The sequence below is a fragment of the Mesobacillus stamsii genome (assembly GCF_030814065.1).
In the GTDB taxonomy this organism is placed as follows: domain Bacteria; phylum Bacillota; class Bacilli; order Bacillales; family Cytobacillaceae; genus Mesobacillus; species Mesobacillus stamsii.
Genome location: NZ_JAUSUN010000004.1, coordinates 46,740 through 69,070 on the forward strand (window position 1 = coordinate 46,740; position 22,331 = coordinate 69,070).

The 22,331-nt window shown below is 43.8% G+C and carries 27 protein-coding genes; 18 read left to right on the forward strand and 9 right to left on the reverse strand.

What is annotated here, in order from left to right; genetic code table 11:
• Positions 1-523: 523 nt before the first annotated feature.
• The 4 genes from J2S25_RS04095 to J2S25_RS04110 all read left to right on the forward strand — a co-directional run bounded on the left by J2S25_RS04095 (position 524) and on the right by J2S25_RS04110 (position 4,223).
• Positions 524-1,636: an HD-GYP domain-containing protein gene (locus tag J2S25_RS04095; RefSeq protein ID WP_044391294.1), complete on the forward strand. Its 1,113-nt coding sequence runs from the start codon at positions 524-526 to the stop codon at positions 1,634-1,636.
• 59 nt (positions 1,637-1,695) lie between these two features.
• On the forward strand, positions 1,696-2,454 hold the full coding sequence (yunB, locus tag J2S25_RS04100; protein WP_044391296.1) for a sporulation protein YunB: 759 nt from the start codon (positions 1,696-1,698) through the stop codon (positions 2,452-2,454).
• Positions 2,455-2,606: 152 nt separating this feature from the next.
• Positions 2,607-4,094, forward strand: a complete 1,488-nt coding sequence (locus J2S25_RS04105; RefSeq protein ID WP_044391298.1) for a sodium-dependent transporter — start codon at positions 2,607-2,609, stop codon at positions 4,092-4,094.
• Positions 4,095-4,115: 21 nt separating this feature from the next.
• Positions 4,116-4,223: a methionine/alanine import family NSS transporter small subunit gene (locus J2S25_RS04110; RefSeq protein ID WP_084221709.1), complete on the forward strand. Its 108-nt coding sequence runs from the start codon at positions 4,116-4,118 to the stop codon at positions 4,221-4,223.
• Positions 4,224-4,253: 30 nt separating this feature from the next.
• Here the strand turns inward: J2S25_RS04110 and J2S25_RS04115 are convergent, their stop codons facing one another.
• The gene (locus tag J2S25_RS04115; protein ID WP_241768416.1) at positions 4,254-5,198 is read right to left on the reverse strand and encodes a M23 family metallopeptidase; all 945 of its coding nucleotides are present in this window, start codon (positions 5,196-5,198) and stop codon (positions 4,254-4,256) included.
• A 258-nt stretch (positions 5,199-5,456) separates the two neighbouring features.
• On the opposite strand from J2S25_RS04115, the gene lipA reads away from it, so the two are divergent.
• Positions 5,457-6,371 carry a lipoyl synthase gene (gene lipA, locus J2S25_RS04120; RefSeq protein ID WP_044391301.1) on the forward strand — a complete coding sequence of 305 codons (915 nt, stop codon included), beginning with the start codon at positions 5,457-5,459 and terminating at the stop codon, positions 6,369-6,371.
• 39 nt (positions 6,372-6,410) lie between these two features.
• On the opposite strand, the gene J2S25_RS04125 is transcribed toward lipA, so the two are convergent.
• A complete protein-coding gene (locus tag J2S25_RS04125) occupies positions 6,411-7,115 on the reverse strand; it encodes a YhcN/YlaJ family sporulation lipoprotein (RefSeq protein ID WP_044391303.1) in 705 nt (234 codons plus the stop codon).
• 125 nt (positions 7,116-7,240) lie between these two features.
• Between J2S25_RS04125 and J2S25_RS04130 the strand changes: the two genes are divergently transcribed.
• A complete protein-coding gene (locus tag J2S25_RS04130; RefSeq protein WP_044391305.1) occupies positions 7,241-7,531 on the forward strand; it encodes a YutD family protein in 291 nt (96 codons plus the stop codon).
• A gap of 44 nt (positions 7,532-7,575) precedes the next feature.
• On the opposite strand, the gene J2S25_RS04135 is transcribed toward J2S25_RS04130, so the two are convergent.
• Positions 7,576-7,863 carry a hypothetical protein gene (locus J2S25_RS04135; protein WP_044391306.1) on the reverse strand — a complete coding sequence of 96 codons (288 nt, stop codon included), beginning with the start codon at positions 7,861-7,863 and terminating at the stop codon, positions 7,576-7,578.
• A gap of 82 nt (positions 7,864-7,945) precedes the next feature.
• A complete protein-coding gene (locus tag J2S25_RS04140; RefSeq protein ID WP_044391307.1) occupies positions 7,946-8,212 on the reverse strand; it encodes a DUF3055 domain-containing protein in 267 nt (88 codons plus the stop codon).
• A gap of 263 nt (positions 8,213-8,475) precedes the next feature.
• On the opposite strand from J2S25_RS04140, the gene J2S25_RS04145 reads away from it, so the two are divergent.
• The 3 genes from J2S25_RS04145 to J2S25_RS04155 all read left to right on the forward strand — a co-directional run bounded on the left by J2S25_RS04145 (position 8,476) and on the right by J2S25_RS04155 (position 11,148).
• Positions 8,476-9,765 (forward strand): EAL domain-containing protein, encoded by a 1,290-nt coding sequence (locus J2S25_RS04145; protein ID WP_044391308.1) that lies wholly within the window; start codon positions 8,476-8,478, stop codon positions 9,763-9,765.
• 22 nt (positions 9,766-9,787) lie between these two features.
• Positions 9,788-10,225 carry a DUF86 domain-containing protein gene (locus J2S25_RS04150; RefSeq protein WP_044391309.1) on the forward strand — a complete coding sequence of 146 codons (438 nt, stop codon included), beginning with the start codon at positions 9,788-9,790 and terminating at the stop codon, positions 10,223-10,225.
• Positions 10,226-10,383: 158 nt separating this feature from the next.
• Positions 10,384-11,148, forward strand: a complete 765-nt coding sequence (locus tag J2S25_RS04155; protein WP_044391310.1) for a TIGR01457 family HAD-type hydrolase — start codon at positions 10,384-10,386, stop codon at positions 11,146-11,148.
• Positions 11,149-11,674: 526 nt separating this feature from the next.
• On the opposite strand, the gene J2S25_RS04160 is transcribed toward J2S25_RS04155, so the two are convergent.
• Positions 11,675-12,184 (reverse strand): phosphatidylglycerophosphatase A family protein, encoded by a 510-nt coding sequence (locus tag J2S25_RS04160; protein WP_044391311.1) that lies wholly within the window; start codon positions 12,182-12,184, stop codon positions 11,675-11,677.
• A gap of 191 nt (positions 12,185-12,375) precedes the next feature.
• Between J2S25_RS04160 and yutH the strand changes: the two genes are divergently transcribed.
• The 5 genes from yutH to thrB all read left to right on the forward strand — a co-directional run bounded on the left by yutH (position 12,376) and on the right by thrB (position 17,926).
• A complete protein-coding gene (gene yutH / locus J2S25_RS04165) occupies positions 12,376-13,383 on the forward strand; it encodes a spore coat putative kinase YutH (protein ID WP_307191261.1) in 1,008 nt (335 codons plus the stop codon).
• A 72-nt stretch (positions 13,384-13,455) separates the two neighbouring features.
• On the forward strand, positions 13,456-14,433 hold the full coding sequence (locus J2S25_RS04170; protein ID WP_307191262.1) for a 2-hydroxyacid dehydrogenase: 978 nt from the start codon (positions 13,456-13,458) through the stop codon (positions 14,431-14,433).
• Positions 14,434-14,619: 186 nt separating this feature from the next.
• A complete protein-coding gene (locus J2S25_RS04175) occupies positions 14,620-15,918 on the forward strand; it encodes a homoserine dehydrogenase (RefSeq protein ID WP_044391314.1) in 1,299 nt (432 codons plus the stop codon).
• Positions 15,915-16,976 (forward strand): threonine synthase, encoded by a 1,062-nt coding sequence (thrC, locus tag J2S25_RS04180; RefSeq protein ID WP_307191263.1) that lies wholly within the window; start codon positions 15,915-15,917, stop codon positions 16,974-16,976. Before J2S25_RS04175 ends, thrC begins: the two co-directional genes overlap by 4 nt.
• Positions 16,973-17,926, forward strand: coding sequence for a homoserine kinase (gene thrB / locus J2S25_RS04185; RefSeq protein ID WP_307191264.1), 954 nt, complete (start codon positions 16,973-16,975; stop codon positions 17,924-17,926). Before thrC ends, thrB begins: the two co-directional genes overlap by 4 nt.
• Positions 17,927-17,953: 27 nt before the next feature.
• Here the strand turns inward: thrB and J2S25_RS04190 are convergent, their stop codons facing one another.
• Positions 17,954-18,190: a NifU family protein gene (locus J2S25_RS04190; protein WP_044391318.1), complete on the reverse strand. Its 237-nt coding sequence runs from the start codon at positions 18,188-18,190 to the stop codon at positions 17,954-17,956.
• A 152-nt stretch (positions 18,191-18,342) separates the two neighbouring features.
• Here J2S25_RS04190 and J2S25_RS04195 point away from each other — a divergent pair, with 152 nt between their 5' ends.
• Positions 18,343-18,669 (forward strand): YuzD family protein, encoded by a 327-nt coding sequence (locus J2S25_RS04195; RefSeq protein ID WP_044391320.1) that lies wholly within the window; start codon positions 18,343-18,345, stop codon positions 18,667-18,669.
• 202 nt (positions 18,670-18,871) lie between these two features.
• Here J2S25_RS04195 and J2S25_RS04200 read toward each other — a convergent pair whose 3' ends face one another.
• The 3 genes from J2S25_RS04200 to J2S25_RS04210 form a co-directional block, all read right to left on the reverse strand.
• Positions 18,872-20,074 (reverse strand): tyrosine-type recombinase/integrase, encoded by a 1,203-nt coding sequence (locus tag J2S25_RS04200; RefSeq protein WP_307191265.1) that lies wholly within the window; start codon positions 20,072-20,074, stop codon positions 18,872-18,874.
• Between the two features lie 236 nt (positions 20,075-20,310).
• The gene (locus tag J2S25_RS04205) at positions 20,311-20,535 is read right to left on the reverse strand and encodes a helix-turn-helix transcriptional regulator (RefSeq protein WP_307191266.1); all 225 of its coding nucleotides are present in this window, start codon (positions 20,533-20,535) and stop codon (positions 20,311-20,313) included.
• A gap of 97 nt (positions 20,536-20,632) precedes the next feature.
• A complete protein-coding gene (locus tag J2S25_RS04210) occupies positions 20,633-21,013 on the reverse strand; it encodes a helix-turn-helix domain-containing protein (RefSeq protein WP_307191267.1) in 381 nt (126 codons plus the stop codon).
• A gap of 236 nt (positions 21,014-21,249) precedes the next feature.
• Here J2S25_RS04210 and J2S25_RS04215 point away from each other — a divergent pair, with 236 nt between their 5' ends.
• From J2S25_RS04215 to J2S25_RS04225, 3 genes are read left to right on the forward strand one after another with little or no spacing between them, the layout of a single operon-like run.
• On the forward strand, positions 21,250-21,453 hold the full coding sequence (locus J2S25_RS04215) for a helix-turn-helix transcriptional regulator (protein ID WP_307191268.1): 204 nt from the start codon (positions 21,250-21,252) through the stop codon (positions 21,451-21,453).
• 14 nt (positions 21,454-21,467) lie between these two features.
• A complete protein-coding gene (locus J2S25_RS04220; protein ID WP_307191269.1) occupies positions 21,468-21,737 on the forward strand; it encodes a hypothetical protein in 270 nt (89 codons plus the stop codon).
• 27 nt (positions 21,738-21,764) lie between these two features.
• On the forward strand, positions 21,765-22,238 hold the full coding sequence (locus J2S25_RS04225) for a hypothetical protein (RefSeq protein ID WP_307191270.1): 474 nt from the start codon (positions 21,765-21,767) through the stop codon (positions 22,236-22,238).
• The last annotated feature ends 93 nt before the right edge of the window (positions 22,239-22,331 follow it).

Here is a 22,331-nt window from a genome sequence, read left to right on the forward strand (position 1 = left end):
GGCGAAGTCGAAAAGAGGGTCGAGGAGTTTCTGGCCAATGGCTTGCCTAAGCATTGGTGCTGCGCAAGAATCCGACGTTATTTAAACAGCTGCCCAGGTTACGAGCAGAAAGTTGTCGAGAAAACCCCGTTATTTTGACAGGTTTGGGGGTTACGAGCAGAAAGTTGTCGAGAAAACCCCGTTATTTTGACAGGTTTGGGGGTTGCGAGCAGAAAGTTGTCAAGAAAGCATCGTTATTTTGACAGATTCGTTTGAAATTCCGTTCCAAGGATTTTAAATAGGATTTTGCGAAGCCAGCTTTTGCTGCTAACTCGGATAGGGGAATTCTTTTTTCGTGTACTCTTTGTGAAATCATCCTGAAGCAGTAAAAAAAGTAGGCGTTTAAGCCGATATAGAAAACAAATGAACCAATGATTTGGAATTGTGGTAGAATATAAGAAAATATTGTCGTATTATGTAAATATTTCTTTATTTTACGATCAGGCACTATAGCCGCCAACAAACAGATAAAGTGGGAATGAACATGAGACTTGTAGCCACCACATCGGTAGCAGAAGGGGCTTTACTTGGAAAAGCCATTTATAATGACAAGGGCCAGACCCTGCTGAATGTAGGGGTAAGGCTAGAGCGGAAAATGCTGAAGCGCCTTGAAGAGTTTGGGATTAATTATATCTATATTATGGATCCGGATACGGATGATATTGTTTTTAAGAACTCGATATCAGAGGAATTGCGGATCAATGCGATCATGACGATCGGTGAAACCTTCAAACAAGTTCAAATGGATTCCAAGATCTCGCACACCTTCGTTTTGGAAAAATCAGCTAAAAAATTTAAGATGCTAATTGTTGCTTTACTTGATGAATTAAATAGCAGCAAAGCGTTATTGAACCTTCTTTCGGACGTATTCTTGCATGATCATTATATCTTTTCGCATAGTTTGAACGTCACGCTTTACTCCCTTGCAATTGGAATCGAAATGAAGCTGTCTCCGAAAGAATTGGAGCAACTCGGACTTGGGGCGATTTTGCATGATGTAGGCAAAATGAAGGTTCCTGAAGCTATTTTAACGAAGCCGGGTAAATTGACTGCAGAGGAATTCGAGATTATCAAGGAGCATGCAGAGGACGGCTTCCAGATGCTCAGGAATATACCCACTATCTCGCTGATTGTTGCTCATTGTGCGTATCAGCATCATGAACGTTTGAATGGCGGGGGTTACCCGCGAGGACTGAAAGAGGAAGAAATCCATTTATTTGGAAAAATTCTCGGAGTCGCGGATGTATTTGATGCAGTTACCTCGAATCGGGTTTACCGGCCAGCGATGCTGCCGCATGAAGGTTTGGAAATTCTTTATTCCGGTGTAGGAAGCCTGTTTGACCCAAAGATTGTCGACGCCTTTCGCAGAGCTGTCGCAATCTACCCAACCGGTTTGACTGTCACCTTGAGTGATGGCCGAGTGGGAGTAGTTGCTGAACAGAATGCCGGTTTGAGTGAGCGGCCGATTATCCGAATTCTTGAAGAAGGTGGCTGTAGAGTAGAGCAGCCATACCACCTTGATTTAAAATCAAATCTCTCATTGATGATTGTCAGCTGCGACACGATCATTCAATATGAATACGCCAATAATTATTAGATTTTAAGGCAAGTTCCCCCTTATGAAGCATACATATAGCTTTAGAGGGGGGATTTGTTTTGCCAAAATTCGGTCGGCGGATGCCTCGCAAAGGCCCTTTGCCATTAAGGTACGTCATCCTGCTTACGTTCGTTTTTTTTTCTTTTTCCACAGCGGCAGGACTTTGGATCATAGATAAAGGGCTCGAACCGACATTGATGAGATATGCAGAATCACAGACGAGAAAAATTGCCACGATGGTCATCAATAATGCGATTAATAAAGAAATCGCCAGTGGGATGGATATTGATAAAGTACTCGAGTTTGTGCCAATAGATGGCGGAACAACCACAATCGTAAAATTTAATACCGAAATTATCAATCGGGTAAAAGCAGAAACCACCAATTTAGTACAAATGAACCTGAAAGAAGCGGAAAGAGGAAATCTTAGCTCGCTTGATTTGGGCTCTAATATAGAAAATGTTCCAAATGAAGAAGACAGGAAAGCGGGCATCGTCTATTATATTCCACTGGGGAAAGCTACGAAAAATGTACTACTCGGGAATACGGGCCCAATGGTTCCGGTGAAGTTCACTGCAATCGGCGATGTGACAGCGGATGTTGTCTGGGATACAGAAGAGTATGGAATCAACAACAGCCTCATTAATGTTTCCGTGCGAGTTAAGGCAAATGTGCAAATCATTATTCCTTTTGCGACGGAGATCGCAACCGTCCAGGAAGATATTCCAATTGGAAGTTTTTACTATCCTGGAAAAGTTCCGCAGTTTTACAATGGCGGTGGAGTTGCTTCCCCAGCCATTCAGCTTCCAGGAAAATAAGGCATTTGTGAAAAGAAAATTATTATGAATCCAATAATATTTTGACAAGTCGTTGAAAACTAGCTATACTACTTTTAGACTAAATTAATAAATCTGAAAATATTAAACTTTCTAATTCATCTAGTTAGTTAGTGCAACGAGGAGGAGTCAAAATGGAAAATCGTCCGCAGTGGGGAACAAGGGCGGGGTTTATTTTAGCGGCAATCGGATCTGCAGTTGGGTTGGGAAATATTTGGAGGTTCCCGGCAGTAGCCTATGAAAACGGAGGCGGTGCATTCTTCATACCGTATTTGTTTGCGTTGCTGACAGCAGGTATCCCGCTGCTGATCATGGAGTTTACCATCGGCCATAAGTATAGAGGTTCATCCCCATTATCATTGGCTCGAATGAATAAAAAGTGGGAATGGCTTGGCTGGTGGCAGGTTGCAGTTTCGTTTGTGATCTCAACCTATTATGCAGGAATAATTGCATGGTCCGGTTCATATGCATTTTTCTCATTTGGCGAGAAATGGGGAAAAGATCCAGAAGGTTTCTTTTTTGGGAATTATCTAAAGCTTGCAGAAACTCCAGGGGATATCGGCGGCATCGTTCCAGGAGTCTTTTGGCCTATGGTTCTCGTTTGGGGAGTTACGTTCTTTGTCCTTTTAAAAGGTGTGAAAAAAGGAATTGAAGTTGCAAGCAAAATTATGATTCCTACACTAATCGTGCTTTTCCTGATCATTGTTATCAGGGCGTTGACTTTAGATGGCGCAGCACAAGGTCTGGATGCATTCTTCAAGCCGAATTGGGATACCATTGCCGATCCAAAAGTATGGGTGGCTGCATATGGTCAAATTTTCTTCAGTTTATCAATTGGTTTTGCTATTATGATAACTTATTCTAGCTATTTGCCTGAGAAGACAGATTTAACGAATAGTGCATTTATCACGGGTTTTGCTAACTCAGGGTTCGAATTATTAGCAGGTATCGGTGTATTTGCCGCCCTCGGCTTCATGGCTAATCAGGCAAATGTACCGGTAAGCGAAGTAGTAGCAGGAGGTGTGGGACTGGCATTCGTGGTCTTCCCGCGCATTATCAGTGAGTTCCCGGCCTTTAACGGGTTCTTCGGGTTTGCGTTCTTTACTTGCCTAGTGCTTGCCGGGTTAACATCCTTGATTTCCATTGTCGAAACGTATGTTGCTGGTGTGCAAGAAAAATTCAATATCAGCAGAACGAAAGCGGTTCTAGTTGGCGGCGGTTTATCTGCATTGCTTTCCATCTTGATTGCAACAAGGGGCGGTTTGTACTTTCTTGATGCAGCGGATTATTTTATTAACCAATTCGGTGTTGCTCTTGCAGGCCTAGTTGAAGTAATCGCGGTTGTATGGGTAATGAAAGAATTGAAAAATCTGCAAAATCACACAAATGAAATTTCCGATGTAAGCGTTGGTACATGGTGGAGATTCAGCCTTGGCATCATCACCCCTGTTGTCTTGGGCTATATGATGGTACAGAACCTTGTGACAAACATCAAGGAAAATTATGAAGGCTATCCAACTAGCTTCCTCCTTTACAGTGGTTGGGGAGTAGCTGTTGCTGCAATAATAATTGGGATTGTCCTTGCTGCAATCAAGTGGGACAAGGATATTACCATTTCCTAAAAAGAAGGGGGTTTCATCATCATGTCAGCAAGTGCGATCGCAATGATGCTAATCGGAATGATCATTATTTGGGGCGGCCTAATTGCAAGCGTGGCCGTAGCGGTTAAAAAGGGAAGAGAAGCAAAATAAAAAGGACCGGGCGCAGTTTGCCCGGTTTTCTTAATTTTTTAATCTTGCTCGTTCTTTTCTGGCCCATATTTTCAAATGAGGGTATGGATCAAACGACCATTCAGTATAGCCATTGTCCTTGTACATTCCATAATGAAGGTGGGGCGGGAATTTTCCGCTTGTTCCAGGAGGACCATAACCTGAGCTCCCAACACCGCCAATTATTGTACCAGGTTCAACGATTTGCCCTGCCTTAAGATCCTTAGCAAAGCCGCTCAAGTGGGCATAATAATGGTAGGTATTATTAATATCGCGTATGCCGACACGCCATCCGCCGTATTTATTCCAGCCCTTCATTTCGACGATCCCGTAGCCTGTGGCCCGAACGGGAACACCATAACCAGCAAAAATATCTGTTCCTTCATGGATCCTTCTGCCCCCCCAGCCACGGGCATCACCCCAGGTGTTGTTATAGCTGTGAATGCTCCTAAGAGGGAGAGGGAAGACATGGGTATCAAGATCTAAACGTCCAAAGTGTTTATAGATCATCGCTTTTCCGATGATGATCCCGACAGTCTTGTCACGTTTATAGTAGCTCCAGAGGCCGATTTTTATATTCTCATGGTCTGTGCCATACTTTAAGAGATATTGGGCGAAAGCATGCACTACATCTTCATCGTCCTTCCGGCTTGCTTTTCCGTCCCCATTTCCATCGAAACCAATTCCATTAAAAAATTGGATCGACACTGGGTTTTCATCTTCCGGGTTTGGATTCAGAAGTCCAGCCCATTCTTCCGGCTTAAAGTAAATTCCGGCAATTCCCTCCGCTTTCGGCAAATCCTTTCGTGCCTGACGCACATTCCGCTCGTATTGATCGACAGCAGCAAGATAATACCAGGGGATTTGCGTAACAGCTTCCACTTGGGTGTATAGATCCATTCTTTTTTTATAAATATCCTGTTCCTGTTCCTGCTCTGCTGCAGACGCGAGATCCACCGTAAGGACAAGGGATAGAAATAGAAAACCGATAACTGCTTTAAGAGATTTCACTGTAATCCTCCCTTCATGATTCATTCCTTTTCATAATGTAGTTTGCGATGGTGAGGGATTTTCATAAATATCAAATAATGGTAATCGCAGAATATCGTACTTGTCGATCGATTTTCATTATGTTAAAGTGACATCAGAAGCTGTATGCTGGCCCTGATTTTTCATGGTGTACTTGATGAGTGCAGCGGGAATGGAGTGAAAATAATGAGCAAAAAAGAGGTACAGAGAAAGCCTGAATGGCTGAAAATAAAGTTAAATACGAACGAAAACTATACGGGCTTGAAAACGATGATGCGCGAAAAAAATCTACATACTGTTTGTGAAGAAGCAAAATGCCCGAACATCCATGAATGCTGGGCTGTGAGACGGACTGCAACCTTCATGATCCTTGGAGATGTATGTACGCGCGCATGCCGTTTTTGTGCCGTGAAAACAGGATTACCTACGGAACTTGACTGGCAGGAGCCCGAAAGAGTTGCTGATTCCGTTGTGCTTATGAACCTTAAGCATGTCGTCGTCACAGCGGTAGCCCGCGATGATCTGAAGGATGGAGGAGCAGCGGTTTTTGCTGAGACGGTAAGGGCAATTCGCAGAAAAAATCCATTAACTTCAATCGAAGTCTTGCCTTCTGATATGGGAGGAGTCGCAGAAAATCTGAAGATGCTGATGGATGCTCGTCCAGATATTTTGAACCACAATATTGAAACCGTGAAGCGGCTGACGCCAAGAATTCGTGCACGTGCAACTTACGAACGATCTCTGGAATTTTTGCGCAGAGCAAAAGAGATGCAGCCTGACATTCCGACGAAGTCTAGCATTATGGTCGGATTAGGAGAAACGAAGGAAGAACTGATCGAAGCGATGGATGATTTGCGTGCAAATAATGTGGAGATCGTTACATTGGGCCAATATTTGCAGCCTTCCAAAAAACATTTAGAGGTGCAAAAGTACTATCATCCAGATGAATTTGCTGAGTTGAAAGAAATCGCACTTGCAAAAGGTTTTAGCCATTGTGAAGCCGGCCCGCTTGTCCGGTCCTCCTACCATGCAGACGAGCAGGTCAACTCTGCTGCAAAACATAGACAACAGCTCGCAGAACAAGAAGCGAAGCAAGCATAAGAAAAAGAGTTCAGCATCGATCATGCTGAACTCTTTTTCTTATTTCCCATTTTTTGTTTGTGTTGATAATTCGTCTTTGTCGGTTGCTTCGTTTAGTTCACCTGTTGCTTCGCCATTGGCATTCTCCCCAGTGGTCATAGGCCGACCTTGTGGAGACTTAAGCATCTGTTTGATTACACCATCAACCAGATTGTCCACATTTCGGCTGTCCGTATCCAATGTCGCAAAGTTCTCGACTTCTTTTCGTAGGCTAGTATCGTCCGAAACGTACACATGGAACCAGCGCGGAACGACTGACATTGCCATCCGTTTCACTTGATCTGCAGTCTCGTTTCGATTTTGAGAATCAGTTGCATAGACAATCAGCACTTCCTCATCTGTCACAAGAGTAGACACATCATCCACATTCTGTGCCATCAAGCTGAATCTGCTGATCATGTCTGCAATTTGTTCGCGATCGATCGCTTGGTATGGTGCAGTCTGCGCTTCATTCGCACCCATCACACCTGTTTTCTGATGGCGCACATATCCGAAATCTTCACTTCTGTTCCGCAATCCCTTGCGTTCCTTTTCATTATATAATTCTGGCCGGTTATCGTTTACATTCAGTGTAGTACCGCTTCGCTGGTAAATACCTGCCCCGCCATCGTTTCCGCCAGATGGTGAGGCATTATCATTCCCAGCCCCGCAGCCAGTCAAAACAACCGTACCACAAATCCCAACAGCCATTAATGCTTTTTTCATTAAAAACACCCCCTATAGATTAGAATGGCTCCAAAATTATTTTTTTTGCTTAGTAATTGATGGGGAATAAGTTATAATTAAGAAAAGCTCAGGAGATCGTTACGGAAAAAGAGGTGGACCAACCAATGATTTGCATCAATAACCTATGCTATGAAATAGTGGATGAAGAACGGAATGGCTTTAACGAAGAAGCCTTTCGCGCCAGATACAGCGAGATACTGACGAAATATGACTATATAGTTGGTGACTGGGGTTACGGGCAGCTTCGCTTACGAGGTTTTTTCGATGACCAGAACCAGAAATCAACATTTGATACGAAAATCAGTACGATAAGTGAATATTTATATGAATACTGCAATTTTGGCTGTGCCTATTTTGTCGCCAAGAAGGTAGCAAAGCCTCGTCAAACAGATTAAGAAAACAAGGAATGCTCCAATAATGTGTTGGAGCATTTGTTTTCTTAGAGATCGCTATATGGCGGCTGTTCACTTTCAGTCGGGTCATCATGGGTTGGATGGGCACCTGCTTCTTTTCGGGGAGTTCCCTGATGAAGAGACTTGAACTCGTAATTGAAATTACTGTAGGATCGTTGCCCCTCATGCCATGGTGTGCTTTTGCCCTGAATGAGTTCGTTTTTTCGAAACGGCGATCCGTATGGCCCTTCTGGAAAGTCTTCGGCCGTTATATAGTTTCTTTGCTTCTCCGCATTTGAAAAATCAGAGTATTTTTCGCTGTCTTCCTTGCTCATCAGTCTCACCTTCCTTTGCTTGTTTTTCTTTTCGTTAGTATTTCTAAAAAAAGTCAAATCTAACAAGCAGTTTGTTTCCAAATTAAAGGATGGGGCGCAGAAAGGAGCGAAGTTCTTCCGCATCTTCTTCTGTTAAGTTGTAGGCATATTCGAGGTAGCCTTCTTCATCCAGATCATCGAGGCCAAGAATGGCGAATTTGCTGCCCTGGATATCCATCACGATGCTCTTGCCAAAGTATCTGCCAGTCTGCAAGATGGCGAGATCAAAACGCTGGTTCTCACCTACAAAGCTGATGTAGCGTGTTTTTGTAGCTTCTGTTTCATCGTATAAAAAAAATCGTTCTGTCATTGTGAACCCCCTAAGATGGAATTTGAAGCTTGCGGTTTGAAAAACGAGTTGGGATTCTCATTCCATTAGTCTCTCTTCCCAATTTCCACTGCACGCTCACTCCTCATCAATCTTACCAGAAAACCTTTTAGCTTTGCCGAAATTTCCATCATACTATGTGTATAATTAATTCGAAATTACTATCTAGTAAAAAAGGTCTATTTTAGCGAAATATGGTACAATAAAGAAAACGTTCTAGTCATCATCTGAGAGGATTGAAACCTATGGCCCGCCGTGTTACTAGCATTTTGGACAACCTGCTTGGTTGGGGGAAGATTATTCTGCCTCATTCATCGCTTTGTTATTATCCGCCTCAGTTCGTCTTGAGAGATCCTGTTGTAGCCGGGGTAAAGAGGGCCTTAAACAGTGGATATGAGGTAGCAGTCATTGCCTATACGATCAAAAATCACCGCGAGCTGGCGGCTCAGCTTGGTGAGGAGACGAGGAAGCACCATAAGGCTTTGAAGCGTCATTTCAAAGCGGTCATTGAATGGGAAGTGGAAAAAAAAGACATGATTGTTTTTCACGATTACTACAGTGACAGCCTCAGTCTTTTTTTACGTATTGACCGAAACAAACATTGTGTTTCAGAGATTGAAACGAAAATGAAGAAAATTCTCAGGGAAGTGGAAAGTAGGATTTTTCTGGAGTATCCTACTGTTCAGCCTATCTTTGACACGGGATTTATTTTTATTGATAAATCAGTGGAGTCCGTCCATGAAGCAGTTTTGAAGGCCCACCAGCAGGCATTTGCGATGGCGGAAAAACGGATTCAGACGGAATTCAACGAAATGGTGTATGAGATCAACAAAATTGTTTCCCAACAAAACATTAAAATTCTTGCGCAGCCGATCATTGACGTTGCCACAAAAGAAGTTCGCGCATGGGAAATGCTGACTCGCGGTCCAGAAGGCACGGCACTTGAAAGTCCCCTTCAGCTTTTTTCAGTTGCGAGACAGACGAATATGCTGTATGAGCTAGAGATGATTGTCCTAAAGAAAACTCTTGAGCAAATTACGTTAACAGGCTGCTCGAATGATGTTTTCATTAATTTTACGCCGATCACGCTTGGCAATTTCCGGTTCGTGCGTGACTTGAAAGCAATGATGAAATCCTATGAAAGTATCAAACCAAATCAAATCACGCTGGAAATTACCGAACGGGATTCGATTGAGGGAATCGACAATTTTATCTATAATATAAAGGTGTTAAGAGGAATGGGTATTAAAATTGCGGTGGATGATACCGGAGCGGGATATGCCAGCCTGAATACCATCTGTGAAATCATGCCAGATGTTATCAAGATCGATCGATCCGTCATTCAGAACATCGATACGAACTCGGTGAAGGAGTCGATGCTGAAAGGACTTTTGCTTATTGCAAGGGAAGCAGGCTCTATTGTCATTGCCGAAGGAATTGAAACGGAGCATGAAGCATCAGTCCTAAAGCGGAACAAGGTCGAGCTGGCGCAAGGCTATTTTTACGCCCGCCCTGGATTGTTGCAAACCGTCTAGCATCTTTTAAGAGGTGAGAAGGATGTACTTTGTCGACAGGGATCAAATAGAACAAACTTTAGAATTTTTGGATGGGCAAATTGAATTTTTTGAAGGCAATAAATCTTGGGAAACGCCAATGGAAAAAGCGGCGCTGGAACGTGTGGCGCATACGATGGTGGAAGCCATTCTTGACGTGGGCAACGCGATGATTGATGGCTTCATTATGCGGGATCCCGGCAGCTACGAAGACATTATCGATATCCTCGATGATGAAAAAGTCGTGACGCTGGAGATAAGTGCAGGCTTAAAAAAAATGGTTTTATTCAGAAAGATGCTAGTTCAGCAATACACTGCCGTAGATCATGCCAGCCTGATCCAAACTTTCCAATCAGAACTTCCGCAACTCAAACTGTATTCGAAAAAGGTCAGGGAATATTTAACCAATGAACTGGGCCCGGTGTCCGCTTTTAAAAAATAAAGCTAGGAAAAAGAGTCTGATCAGCTGAACTGAACAGCAGTTCACCAATCGGCCTCTTTTTGTTTGCAGGGCTTTTCCTATACGCCAGTTCTGTTTTCCTAAAATGGAAGTATTCATTTACATTCAGCGAGGGAATATTATTCATAGGAGTGATCATCATGACAAAATATAAAGGCTATTTGATTGATTTGGATGGCACCATGTACAAGGGTTCAGAACGAATCGAGGCGGCTTCGGATTTTATTAAAAGGCTGATTGCAGCGGAAATTCCTTATTTATTCGTTACAAATAATTCATCGCGTACCCCGGCCCAGGTAGCGGAAAAGTTGCGCGGCTTTGATATCCCTGCAACTGAGGAGCAGGTCTTTACGACAAGCCAGGCGACGGCCAATTTCATTTATGAAAAAAAACCAGATGCAACTGTTTATGTAATTGGCGAAGAGGGAATTCAAATTGCGATTAAAGAAAAAGGCTTGAAGTTTGCCGGAGAGAATGCGGATTTTGTTGTATCTGGAATCGACCGGGGCATAACTTATGAGAAGCTAGCGGTAGGCTGTCTCGCGGTAAGGAACGGGGCAAGCTTTATTTCGACGAACGGAGATATCGCCATTCCGACAGAGCGCGGCCTCCTCCCTGGGAATGGTTCTTTGACAGCAGTCATCGCCCTCTCCACGCAAACAGACCCAATCTATATTGGCAAACCGGAATCGGTTATTATGGAACAAGCGTTGAAGGTTCTCGGAACGGCAAAAGAAGAAACATTAATGGTCGGGGACTATTATGATACCGACATCCTTGCAGGCATAAGGGCCGGGATGGATACCCTGCTTGTGCACACAGGGGTCACAACAAAGGAAATGCTAAAGGGCTACGAGGAAATGCCAACCTATACCATCGATTCACTGGACGATTGGGAAGTATAGGAAAAGTAAAATTTTCAGCAAAGTTTCTGATTTTTAAATTGGTCCAAAAATTTAGGGCTAAAGTGTAAGTAAAAAGGAGCATCCTCTCAGGTTGCCCTTTTTGCTATAAGAATGTATGTATGATATCCAAACACGCCTGAACGATTTCTTCTGGGGCTTCACCACGAGGACTGAAATTTCGTGTTCGCCAATTCACGCTTTTTACTTGATCGGTCAACACATACCCTTATATTTATTCCCGTTTTTATTCATACATACGCAAATTACGAAAAATGTTCAAAGACCCAATGTATACAGGAGGGAATGTTCGCATAAGGGTATCTTTCCGCATGAACGGTACCCTTATGGAGGAGGGAATGCTCACATAAGGGTATCTCTCCGGATGAACGGTACCCTTATGTAGGTGGAAATGCTCGCATAAGGGTATCTTCCGCATGAAAGATACCCTGATAGCAGTTGGTATAGTAAAAAAACACGAAACATCGCCAGCCACAGGACGTGGCGTTCTAGGCGCCCTGAGCTTTTCTTATTCCTCTACATTGGCCGCTCTGTGAGCGAGGCGGCTTGATGCAGCTGCAGCGACAGCACCGACGATATCATCGAGAAATGTATGGCATTTGCCTGAAGCTTCTTTATCATTAAGGAACCCAAGGATTCCTGGCTTTGCTTTATCAATGAACCCGTAGTTTGTGAATCCGATCGACCCATAGATGTTGACGATGGAAAAAGCGAGGATTTCATCTACGCCATACAAGCTCTCATCTGTTTCAATAATGGATTGCAGCGGTTCGCTAAGTAACTTCTGCTCAGCAAGGATATCAAGCTGGATTCCTGTCAAGATGGCATTCTGGACCTCGCGTTTCGACAATACTCGTTCGACGTTAAGGATGCAATCCTCCATCTGTAGGTTTGGGTGGTATTTCTCCTGCAAAAAGTACACAAGCTTAGCTATATCTTCTATTTCAACCCCGCGTTCCTGAAGCCACTTTCGGGCAGTTTCCTCTGTCATTTGGATGGCACTTTTCTTTTCTATCATCTGTATCACCTTTCTGTGTTTAATCGCAGCTTTCTTCCTCCTGTTTAACCTAAATTATTCCGCTTAATCCATTTTAGTGAAAGAATTCCTCTTTTAAATCATTTCCAGATGGAAGCCAGTTATTCATTTCATTGTTTTGCAGTCTGGTACATATATTTGTAAAAGAATGGCTTGGAAAGAGGTGCTATTTGATGTTACAAAAGATGCTAAAAGAAATATATGGAATTTCTCCTGACTCAGAAGTATCGCTTGGAAGATACAATGGGTATAAACAGAAGGAAGGACTATATTTGATTATGGACGCTAATGGCGCAAAAGAGCAAGAAATAAGCGAGCTTTCAAGGATCGCAGACCATATGCAAAAAGCTGGCGACCGCCATGTATCGAAACTGCTGACAGACAAAGAAGGACGGCAAATTTGCGAATGGGAGGGAAAGAAATACTGTGTGCTGGAAAATCGTGCCGCACCGATACCGGAAAAAATGCGCACAGGCAGGAAGCTGGCAAGATTTCATGCAAGAGGCCGACTAATTCCTTTCAAGGTGGAAAGCTTGAACAGGGTCGGACAGTGGAAACAGCTGTGGGAAATGCGCTTAGACCAGATGGATAAGGTATGGAGCAGCAAGCTTTATACGGAGCCCGAGAACGATTTTGAGCGTATGTTCATGGAATCTTTTCCCTATTATATGGGATTAACAGAAAATGCGATTCAATACTTGGCTGATACGGAGATCGACGATAAGCCGACGAATGCCGACCACGGTACTGTCTGCCACGAGCGCTTCACCAATACAGTCTGGAGAGGGCCTTATTTTATCAAAAATCCGTTTGAGTGGGTGTTTGACCATCGAAGCCGCGATTTGGCTGAGTGGGTCAGGGAGCGCTATTTTGCCAACATCCAGACGAGTCAGCCTGAAATAAAGAACTTCCTTAACGAATATCAGAGCCTGACGGTATTAACGCCGTTTTCATGGAGGCTGCTGTACGCTCGGCTTCTGTTTCCGCTTCATTACTATGAAGCTGTTGAAAATTACTATAGTATCCCATCTGAACAGACAAAGCGCCAGCAAGAGGATCGCTTGCGGAAGTACTTGGACCAGAGTGGTGATTATGAAAGGTTTTTGAGTCACTTTTACCAGATTGGCGATGCCCCGGTGAAAATTGGAAAGCTTCCGCCGGTGGATTGGTTATTACGGTAGTCGAGACTTTAGCGAAAATGTGATAGAATAATTATTATTCTATTATATTAAACGCTTACAAAGGAGCTAGACATGAAGCCGTATATTTTTATCACTAGGAAACTTCCTGAAGAAACCATTCTTGAGCTTACGGAGAAATTTGACGTGAAAATGTGGGAGCAGGAAGATTTCCCCGCACCAAGGGAAGTATTGCTCGCGGAAGCAAAAAAAGCCAGTGGGATCATCACAATGCTGTCTGATAAAGTAGACGAGGAGCTGCTGTCTGCGGGTGAAAACCTGAAAGTTATTGCGAACCTTGCTGTTGGTTTTGACAATATCGATCTCAAAGCAGCTACCGAGCGCGGAATCATTGTCACCAATACGCCGGATGTGCTGACCGAGACAACCGCTGATTTAACCTTTGCTTTATTGATGGCTACGGCAAGGCGCATTGTCGAAGCCGCTGATTATATCAAGGCAGGCAAGTGGGAAGGCTGGAGCCCATACTTGCTTGCCGGGCATGATGTTTATGGGAAGACGATTGGGATTGTTGGGATGGGGAAAATTGGGGAGGCTGTTGCCCGCCGCGCCAAAGGATTTGGGATGGAAATTCTTTACCATAACCGTTCCCGCAAACCGGAAGCGGAAAAAGAGACAGGTGCGGTCTATCGTTCATTCGAGGATCTAGTATCTACCGCTGATTATGTTGTGTCCCTGGCTCCGTTGACTGATGAAACGAGACACCTTTTTACCGCAGATGTTTTTGCGAAAATGAAAAAAAGCGCGATTTTCATCAATGCTGGCCGCGGGCCGGTTGTGGACGAGCAGGCATTATATCATGCGCTCCAAAAAAAAGAAATTGCCGCTGCAGGACTGGATGTCTTTGAAAAAGAACCGATTCCAACGAATCATCCGCTGCTTGAATTGCCAAATGTAACCGCGATCCCACATATTGGCTCCGCAAGTACGGACACAAGGACCGCGATGATTAAGCTTTGCTGCACGAACGTCAAAGCTGTTCTCACCGGAGACAGCCCGAAGTCTATTGTCAATAAAGCGGTGCTTCAATAAGGTGGAATCCTCCTTCTAACATCAAGGGGAGGATTTTTTTTACCCTTAGAACAGCTTGATGTTAAGCGGTTTCATGAAATATTTCTTTCCAATTATCTCTTGTAAAAGCACTGAGTCGTCGATATAATGTCTACTATATAAAAACAAATGTGTTTTTAAAAAACACAAAGAGAGAGGGAAGGGAAAATGCAGGCAATCTCGGTAGGACTTCTTGGATTAGGAACAGTAGGGTCGGGGGTAGTAAGAATCATTGAAAACCACCAGGATAAATTAATGCACCAGATTGGTTGTCCGGTGAAAGTAAAGAAAATCCTCGTTCAGGATATAGAAAAGGAAAGGTCGGTAAAGGTTGATCCTTCTCTCTTAACGATGGACCCAGCGGATATCATCGAAAATCCGGAAATTGAAGTGGTGATTGAAGTAATGGGCGGAATCGAAAATACCCGTGAATATATGCTGCAGGCACTGAGAAATAAAAAAAATGTCGTGACTGCAAATAAGGATTTAATGGCTGTCCATGGCTCGGAGCTTTTGACAGCAGCAAGTGAAAATGGCTGCGATTTATTCTATGAAGCGAGTGTCGCAGGAGGCATCCCGATCTTGCGCAGCCTCGTGGATGGGTTAGCGTCTGACAGAATCACAAAAATGATGGGAATTGTGAATGGAACTACAAATTATATTTTAACAAAAATGAGCCTAGAGGGACTTCCGTATGATAGCGTGTTGAAGGAAGCCCAGGAACTAGGATATGCAGAGGCGAATCCGGCAGCTGACGTGGAAGGGCTTGATGCTGCAAGAAAAATGGCGATTTTGGGAACACTTGGATTTTCCATGAAAATTGACCTCGATGATGTAAAAGTGAAAGGAATTACAGAGGTCACAGAGGAAGATCTGCAGTATGCGAGACAGCTTGGCTATACGATGAAATTGCTTGGGATCGCTGTCCGTGAAGGCGACAAAGTCGAAATATGTGTGGAGCCATCGCTGTTGCCGTCCTCCCACCCGCTAGCTTCTGTCAATAATGAGTACAACGCGGTATATGTGTACGGCGAGGCAGTCGGAGAGACGATGTTCTATGGACCAGGGGCAGGCAGTCTGCCAACGGCAACAGCCGTTGTGTCAGATCTTGTTGGGGTCATCAAGAACATGCGCCTCGGAGTGAATGGCCATTCTATGGTCACTCCGCAATACGAAAAACAGCTAATGGATGATGGAGAAATGAGTTCGAAGCATTTCCTCCGTCTGCATGTCCTTGATGAAGTTGGTGTCTTTTCGGAAGTCACCTCGCTGTTCGCTAAACATCAAGTCAGCTTTGAAAAGATTCTTCAAATGCCTTTGAAGGAACAAGGACTTGCGGAAATTGTCGTGGTTACACATCGAGCTTCACTTAAAGACTATCAAACCATTCTAATGGAGCTACGTGACCTCAGGGTCGTGAAGGAAATCAAAAGTTCCTACAGAGTGGAAGGGAGTGTCAATCGATGAGGTGGCAAGGATTATTGAGGGAATATCGTGAATACCTGCCAGTTAATGACCATACCCCGATGCTAACCCTGAATGAAGGGAACACTCCGCTGATCCGGCTAGACCATTTGTCAGAGGAATGGGGCATTGATTTGCATGTAAAAGTAGAGGGAGTCAATCCGACGGGTTCATTTAAGGACCGGGGCATGGTGATGGCAGTCGCAAAAGCGAAGGAAGAGGGCAGTGATACGGTCATCTGTGCTTCTACAGGCAATACATCTGCCTCGGCGGCTGCCTATGCGGCGAGAGCAGGTATGCGGTGCATCGTCGTGATTCCTGATGGAAAAATCGCGATGGGGAAACTTGCTCAGGCGGTAATGTATGGAGCAAGCATCGTTTCGATCGAAGGCAATTTTGATGAGGCGTTAAAAATGGTCCGATTTATCAGCGAAAACGAACCAGTCACGCTCGTCAATTCGGTTAATCCATACCGGCTGGAAGGCCAAAAAACTGCCGCCTTTGAAATCTGTGACCAGCTGGGTGCCGCACCTGAAATCTTGGCAATTCCAGTCGGGAATGCAGGGAATATCAGCGCTTACTGGAAGGGATTCAAAGAGTATGATGCCATTAAGCAGACCGGTTTGCCGAGGATGTTTGGCTTTGAGGCAGAAGGTGCGGCAGCAATTGTGCAAGGAAAACCGATTGAACAGCCGGAAACAATCGCCACTGCTATTCGAATTGGCAACCCGGCAAGCTGGAACCTGGCTGTTGCTGCCCGGGATGAATCTGCGGGGACAATCGATTTCGTCACTGATGAAGAAATACTACAAGCATATAGCAAACTTGCCTCCACAGAAGGGATATTTGCTGAGCCAGGGTCATGTGCCTCTTTGGCTGGCATTCATAAGCTTCTGAAACAGGGAGGAATTCCTCGCGGTTCTCGAATTGTTGCTGTACTGACCGGAAATGGCCTGAAGGATCCTTCCACTGCCATCGATATCAGCACGATCTCACCGGTGCTGCTCCCAAATGACGAGAGGATCGTCAGCGAACATATCAGGGGAGTGGTCAGACAATGAACGAAGTCGGCGAATCGCAAGCTGATCGCATGATGCCAAGACAGGTTTTTGCAGTAAAAGTTCCGGCTAGCTCTGCGAATCTTGGCCCTGGATTTGATTCCCTTGCCGTCGCATTGAATCTTTATCTGGAACTGGAAGCTTTTCGAAGCGACCAGTGGGAGGTAGAATTGCTGTCTCCTTCCTTAATGGACTTTCCGCGAGATGAAAAGAATTATATCTGCCAAGTGGCGTTTCAAACCGCTTCCTTGTACAAGCAGAAAATGCCGCCGCTCCGAATGACTGTCAAAAGTGAGATTCCGCTGGCAAGAGGGCTTGGTTCCAGTGCGGCGGCGATTGTTGCCGGAGTGGAGCTAGCCAATGAATTTTGCGGATTACAATTGTCCGAACGAGAAAAATTAGCGATTGTTACCGAATTTGAAGGCCATCCGGATAATGCCGGGGCCAGCCTTTTTGGCGGTGTAGTCGTGGGCAGCCAAATAGGAACGGAAGTCGATTTAACGGTACTTGACCAGATTCAGTTTGATCCAATTCTTGTTGTCCCCCAGGAGGAATTATTGACCGAAATTTCACGGGATGTTTTGCCGCAAGACGTGAAATTTTCGCGAAGTGTCCAGGCAAGTGCCGTTGCCAATCAGCTGCTTGCATCCTTGATGGTACAAAATTGGAAGCTTGCAGGCAAGATGATGGCCGCCGACTTGTTCCATCAGCCATACCGAAAGGAACTTGTGCCATTTTTTGATGATGTACGGGAAAAAGCAATCCAATCAGGTGCGTTCGGTGTTGCACTGAGCGGTGCTGGCCCGTCCATATTGTGTTTAACGGAACCAGGTAACGGGGATGAAGTCGCGGAAAAAATGAAACAGTGTATAAACGGAATGGAAATTATGAACTTGACCATCGACTGGACAGGGTGCAGAACGAGCATGAAAAAAAGCGGTTTTGCCTTATAAGGCAAAACCGCTTTGTGATTCGTTCAATTAAAATACCTGTTCAACCTCAAGAACACCTGGTACTTCCTCTAAAAGGGCGCGTTCGATTCCAGCCTTAAGCGTGATGGTGGAGCTTGGGCAGCTTCCGCATGCACCCAGCAGGCGAAGTTTTACAATGCCATCATCCACATCCACTAGTTCGCAGTCTCCTCCATCGCGAAGAAGGAATGGACGCAATTTATCTAATACTTCCTGTACTTGCTCAAACATTTGCTGTTCAGTCATGTAAATCGACTCCTTTCATAATACTTATTATAATCTCAACGGCCGGAAAAATCTATTCAATTGAATAAAAACCTTAGAATACCAGCGTTATCCTTAGGCAACCCTCTCATCGGTATAGTAAAATAAAAGAAAATAGTAGGGGGTAATTGAAAATGGAGTGCAAAGAAGTAGAAATTGTTATATACGGCGCAGAAGTCTTATGTTCAAGCTGTATCAACCTGCCATCCTCAAAAGAAACATCCGAATGGCTCGAAGCAGCGATCAGCCGTAAATACAAAGATCAACCCTTCAAAATCACGTATGTCGATATTCATAATCCACCATCAGCGGGCGATAAAAAGGAATTCGCTGAAAAAGTTATCGAAGAAAACATGTTTTATCCCGTTGTCCTGATCGAAGGCAAAATCGTTGGCGAAGGGAACCCGAAATTGAAGAATATTTATGCTGAATTAGAGAAATATGGGTACATCCCAGCTTAAAGCATTCCGATTTGGAGTGCTTTTTCTATTTTACGTAATAGACCAGTTGCAAATTAAGCTTGGTACTGCAAAAAACCCGGGATTCCCCGGGTTTCACTATCAACCGTTATGATATTTGTACTGGTTAATAGGGGCGAAACGATTGATGTATCAGGGTCTTTTGGGTGGTTCGTATAAAAACACCGCCCAATCACCGCCTGAATTACATTTTCTTTCGGTTGATTAAATCCCCAAACAAGGAGCCGATTTTATTTGCCGCATCCTTCTTCATCTTTTCGGTGATGTGAGTGTATACTGATAAAGTAGTTTTCGCGTCGGTATGACCAAGGCGCTGCATGATGGCCCGCAGATCCACCTCAGCTTCCGTGAGCAAGGAAGTATGCGTATGACGGAGGATGTGCGGGCGTAACTTTTTCTTAAACCCTTTTTCGGACATAATTTTTTCCAGACGCTTCATACGGTAGTGGACAAATCGCGGTGACATGGGATAGCCGTCTTCTCTGGTGACGATGAACCCTGCGTCGTGCCACAGGTTCCGTACTCTCATTTTTTGTTCATTCTGTCGCGATCTGTGCAATTTGAGAAGTTGTTCGATCTCATCGTCAAAATCGATTTTCCTGATGGACGTTTTTGTTTTCGGGGTCAAAAGGCGATACTCATCTTTCTTCCCATCTATATTAAAGATGGTTTTTGTGATGCTTAGCTCTTTTGATTCGAAATCCACATCTGACCATTTCATCGCCAGAAGTTCCCCTACCCTCATCCCTGTAAAGGCAAGCAAGGTGAAAATGATATCGTCATTCGGCCTTCCCTTCTTATCAATCGTTGATAAGAACAATTCCAGTTCTTCAGTCTCCAGGTATAAGTCGCTGATTTCACCTGTTTCCAGTTGTTCGATCGTGACCTTTGTTTTCGGCAATACAGCTGTATCAGCTGGAGAAGATTTTATGACGTCCCAGACAATCGCTTGCTTAAATATGTTTTTTGCTGCAGCATGGGCGGAATAGATCGTATTCATGGAATAACCTTCAGCTTCCATTTGATCCAGTACGTTTTGGTACATTTTCCGGGTGATGGCTCGGATTTCCACTCGAGCAATATACTTCTTGAATCTTTTTACATGGTATTCGCGGGAACGCTGTGCGCTCTCCTTCATATTCTTCTTGTGTGTTTTGAGCCATTCCTCGGCCAGCTGTTCGAATGTAATCTTGCTTTGCTCCGGATCCGTCGTTAATCCATAATCAGTGACTTCTTTCATCTTCCTTGCCAGTTTGGCTTTTGCCTCTGGCTTTGTTTTGCCCGTGGCAGAAACTCTTTTTCTTTTGCCTGTGACAGGATCCTTTGGAAGCTCGTCAAAGCACTCCCAAACCTCGCCTTTCTTTCGTTTCACTTTGCGAAAAAACATGTTGATTTGACCTCTTTTCCAAAATATCTAATTTTATTATAGAACACACGTTCTTATGTATGGTATACTTTATTCATAAATATTACCAGTGCCGAATGGCGTCGAATCGTGTCGGAATTTGATTCATAGTTTTTCGACAACTAAAATGCCTTATGAGGTAAAATTAATTTACATACAAAAATTGGTTCAGAAGTTAAAGTTAATGATGACTTTCGAGCCGCAGAGCAGACAAAAGTCTACTCTTTGTTGCCGATGTAGCGTACCTCATACAAATCTTCCATCCTGCACCCAAGTTCTTTCGCAACGCTATATGCTGTCTCATATGACATGATGTTGGCATTATTCACTATTTTTGACATTGCTTGTTTGGTTAAGCCTACTCGATCAGCAAGCTCTTGTTGGGTCCAGCGCTTTCGGCGCAGATGGGATGGTACGCGGCAACATACGACTTTATAAGGCACCGCAACCAATCTCCTTAGGAGCTGATGAAATTGATCAAAGAAGTAATTGACATCTCCGAAATTCTCTTGATTATTCAAAGTGAAAACGAAAAGGCCGCTAGTCCTCCATCTCCCTCAGGGAGCGAAGATAAGCCATGACACCTTTCAGTTCTCTTTCAGTTAATTCTTTTCCGTCAAATTGTATACTGTATTTTTCCCTCAATTCATCCGGTGGAAGTGAGCTGATATCACTAATAAACGCTTTGTTTTTCCTGGTATAGAGCATTTCAATATCCAGATCATCCTTCTTCTCGAAGAAAAAACCAGGCTTGACACCGTAGAGATCGGCAGCTTTTAAAATCAAATCGATGCTGGGTTTTTGTTTTTCTTTCTCAACCCTGGAGAGATAGCCTGGGCTTACATCTAATTTAAGAGCTGCGTCTTTCTGGTCCATACCCCTACGACGTCTAGCCTTGATAAAATTTCTCCCTAATTCCATATAGTCCACCACCTTCTATTATGTAATTTACTACAGAGTTTTCCGCTATTCAAACGGCCTCGATTGACTCATCAGTCAAATTAATTTCAGTTTAACCAATTTTTTTATAAAAAATAATTGACTATGTGGAAATAATGGAATATTATTGACCTATAAGTTAATTAACAACTTGTCAAACCGAATAAAAATTTTTAAATGCTGATTGACTTATAGGTCAATTAGGAGGTGAAAAAAATTTGCGAACCATCAATAATCTCGAACAACTCCCGTCTATATTGACCGCAAAGGATGTTCAGGACTTTCTGCAGATCAGCAAGAGTCGAGCTTATGAACTATTTAAAGAAGAAAGTTTTCCAGCTATTGTCATCGGGGGAAACAAACGCGTTTACCGCGATGAATTCCTTGAGTGGGTCGACACCAGGAAAATCATTAATAACTGAAAGGGGAATTCAGTTTGCTAAGCATCCAACTTGATGAAAAGGCGATAGAAGAACAATTCCTGCTCGAAATGAAAAAGAAACTGGAACAAATCGAGCGCCGCCATACTTTCTGGGATATGAAGGAGCTCACGCGTCAAACAAACATGGGCGAGAACAGCATTAAAGAAAAATTCTTTTATGATCCGCGCTTCCCGAAACATAAGATCGGAGGCAAATGGTATTTCCCTGCGGCCGAATGTGAAGCGTTCTTGCTACAGTGGATTAAAGAACAGCCAAATAATTAAGGACCTTAAAAGTAAGGAGGGCTAAAAATGTTCAAAATTAATGACATCGATTTCGAACCAGTTTTAAAAGAAGTTCGAGAGATAATGGATCCGCTCTATGTTAAACATGAATGTCTGCATGAGATGTTGCAGGAATTTTACGGTAAAAAAGATTTTGAATCAGACACAGTTAACTATTTGCTTAGAAAAATAGACGAATTAAATGGGCGAATGGATATTTTGCGAGATGTCCGTGATTATCTAACAAATATGGTTGCTGGTGTTCCGTTCTATGTGGACACGCGAGTTGGCATGTATATGGCCCGCTTTGGATTGACCGAAGAACAGGCTCAACTATTAGTGGATGTATACAAAGAGCACAGGAGATCAATGGGATCAGAAGACCGAAAAAAATACTTATTGGCAGCTGCGCACAAAGTGCGATGGGTTCAAGAAGAAAATTGTCTTCACGTCCACTTTGGCGATACCTGGTGGCACTATTCGGCAGACGGCTGGTGGTAACCTTGAAAACTTGTAAAAATTGCGGGAAAGAAGTTCCGGTGTACAGGTATTTTTGCGACATTAACTGCGAGATCGAATACACGAACAAGATAA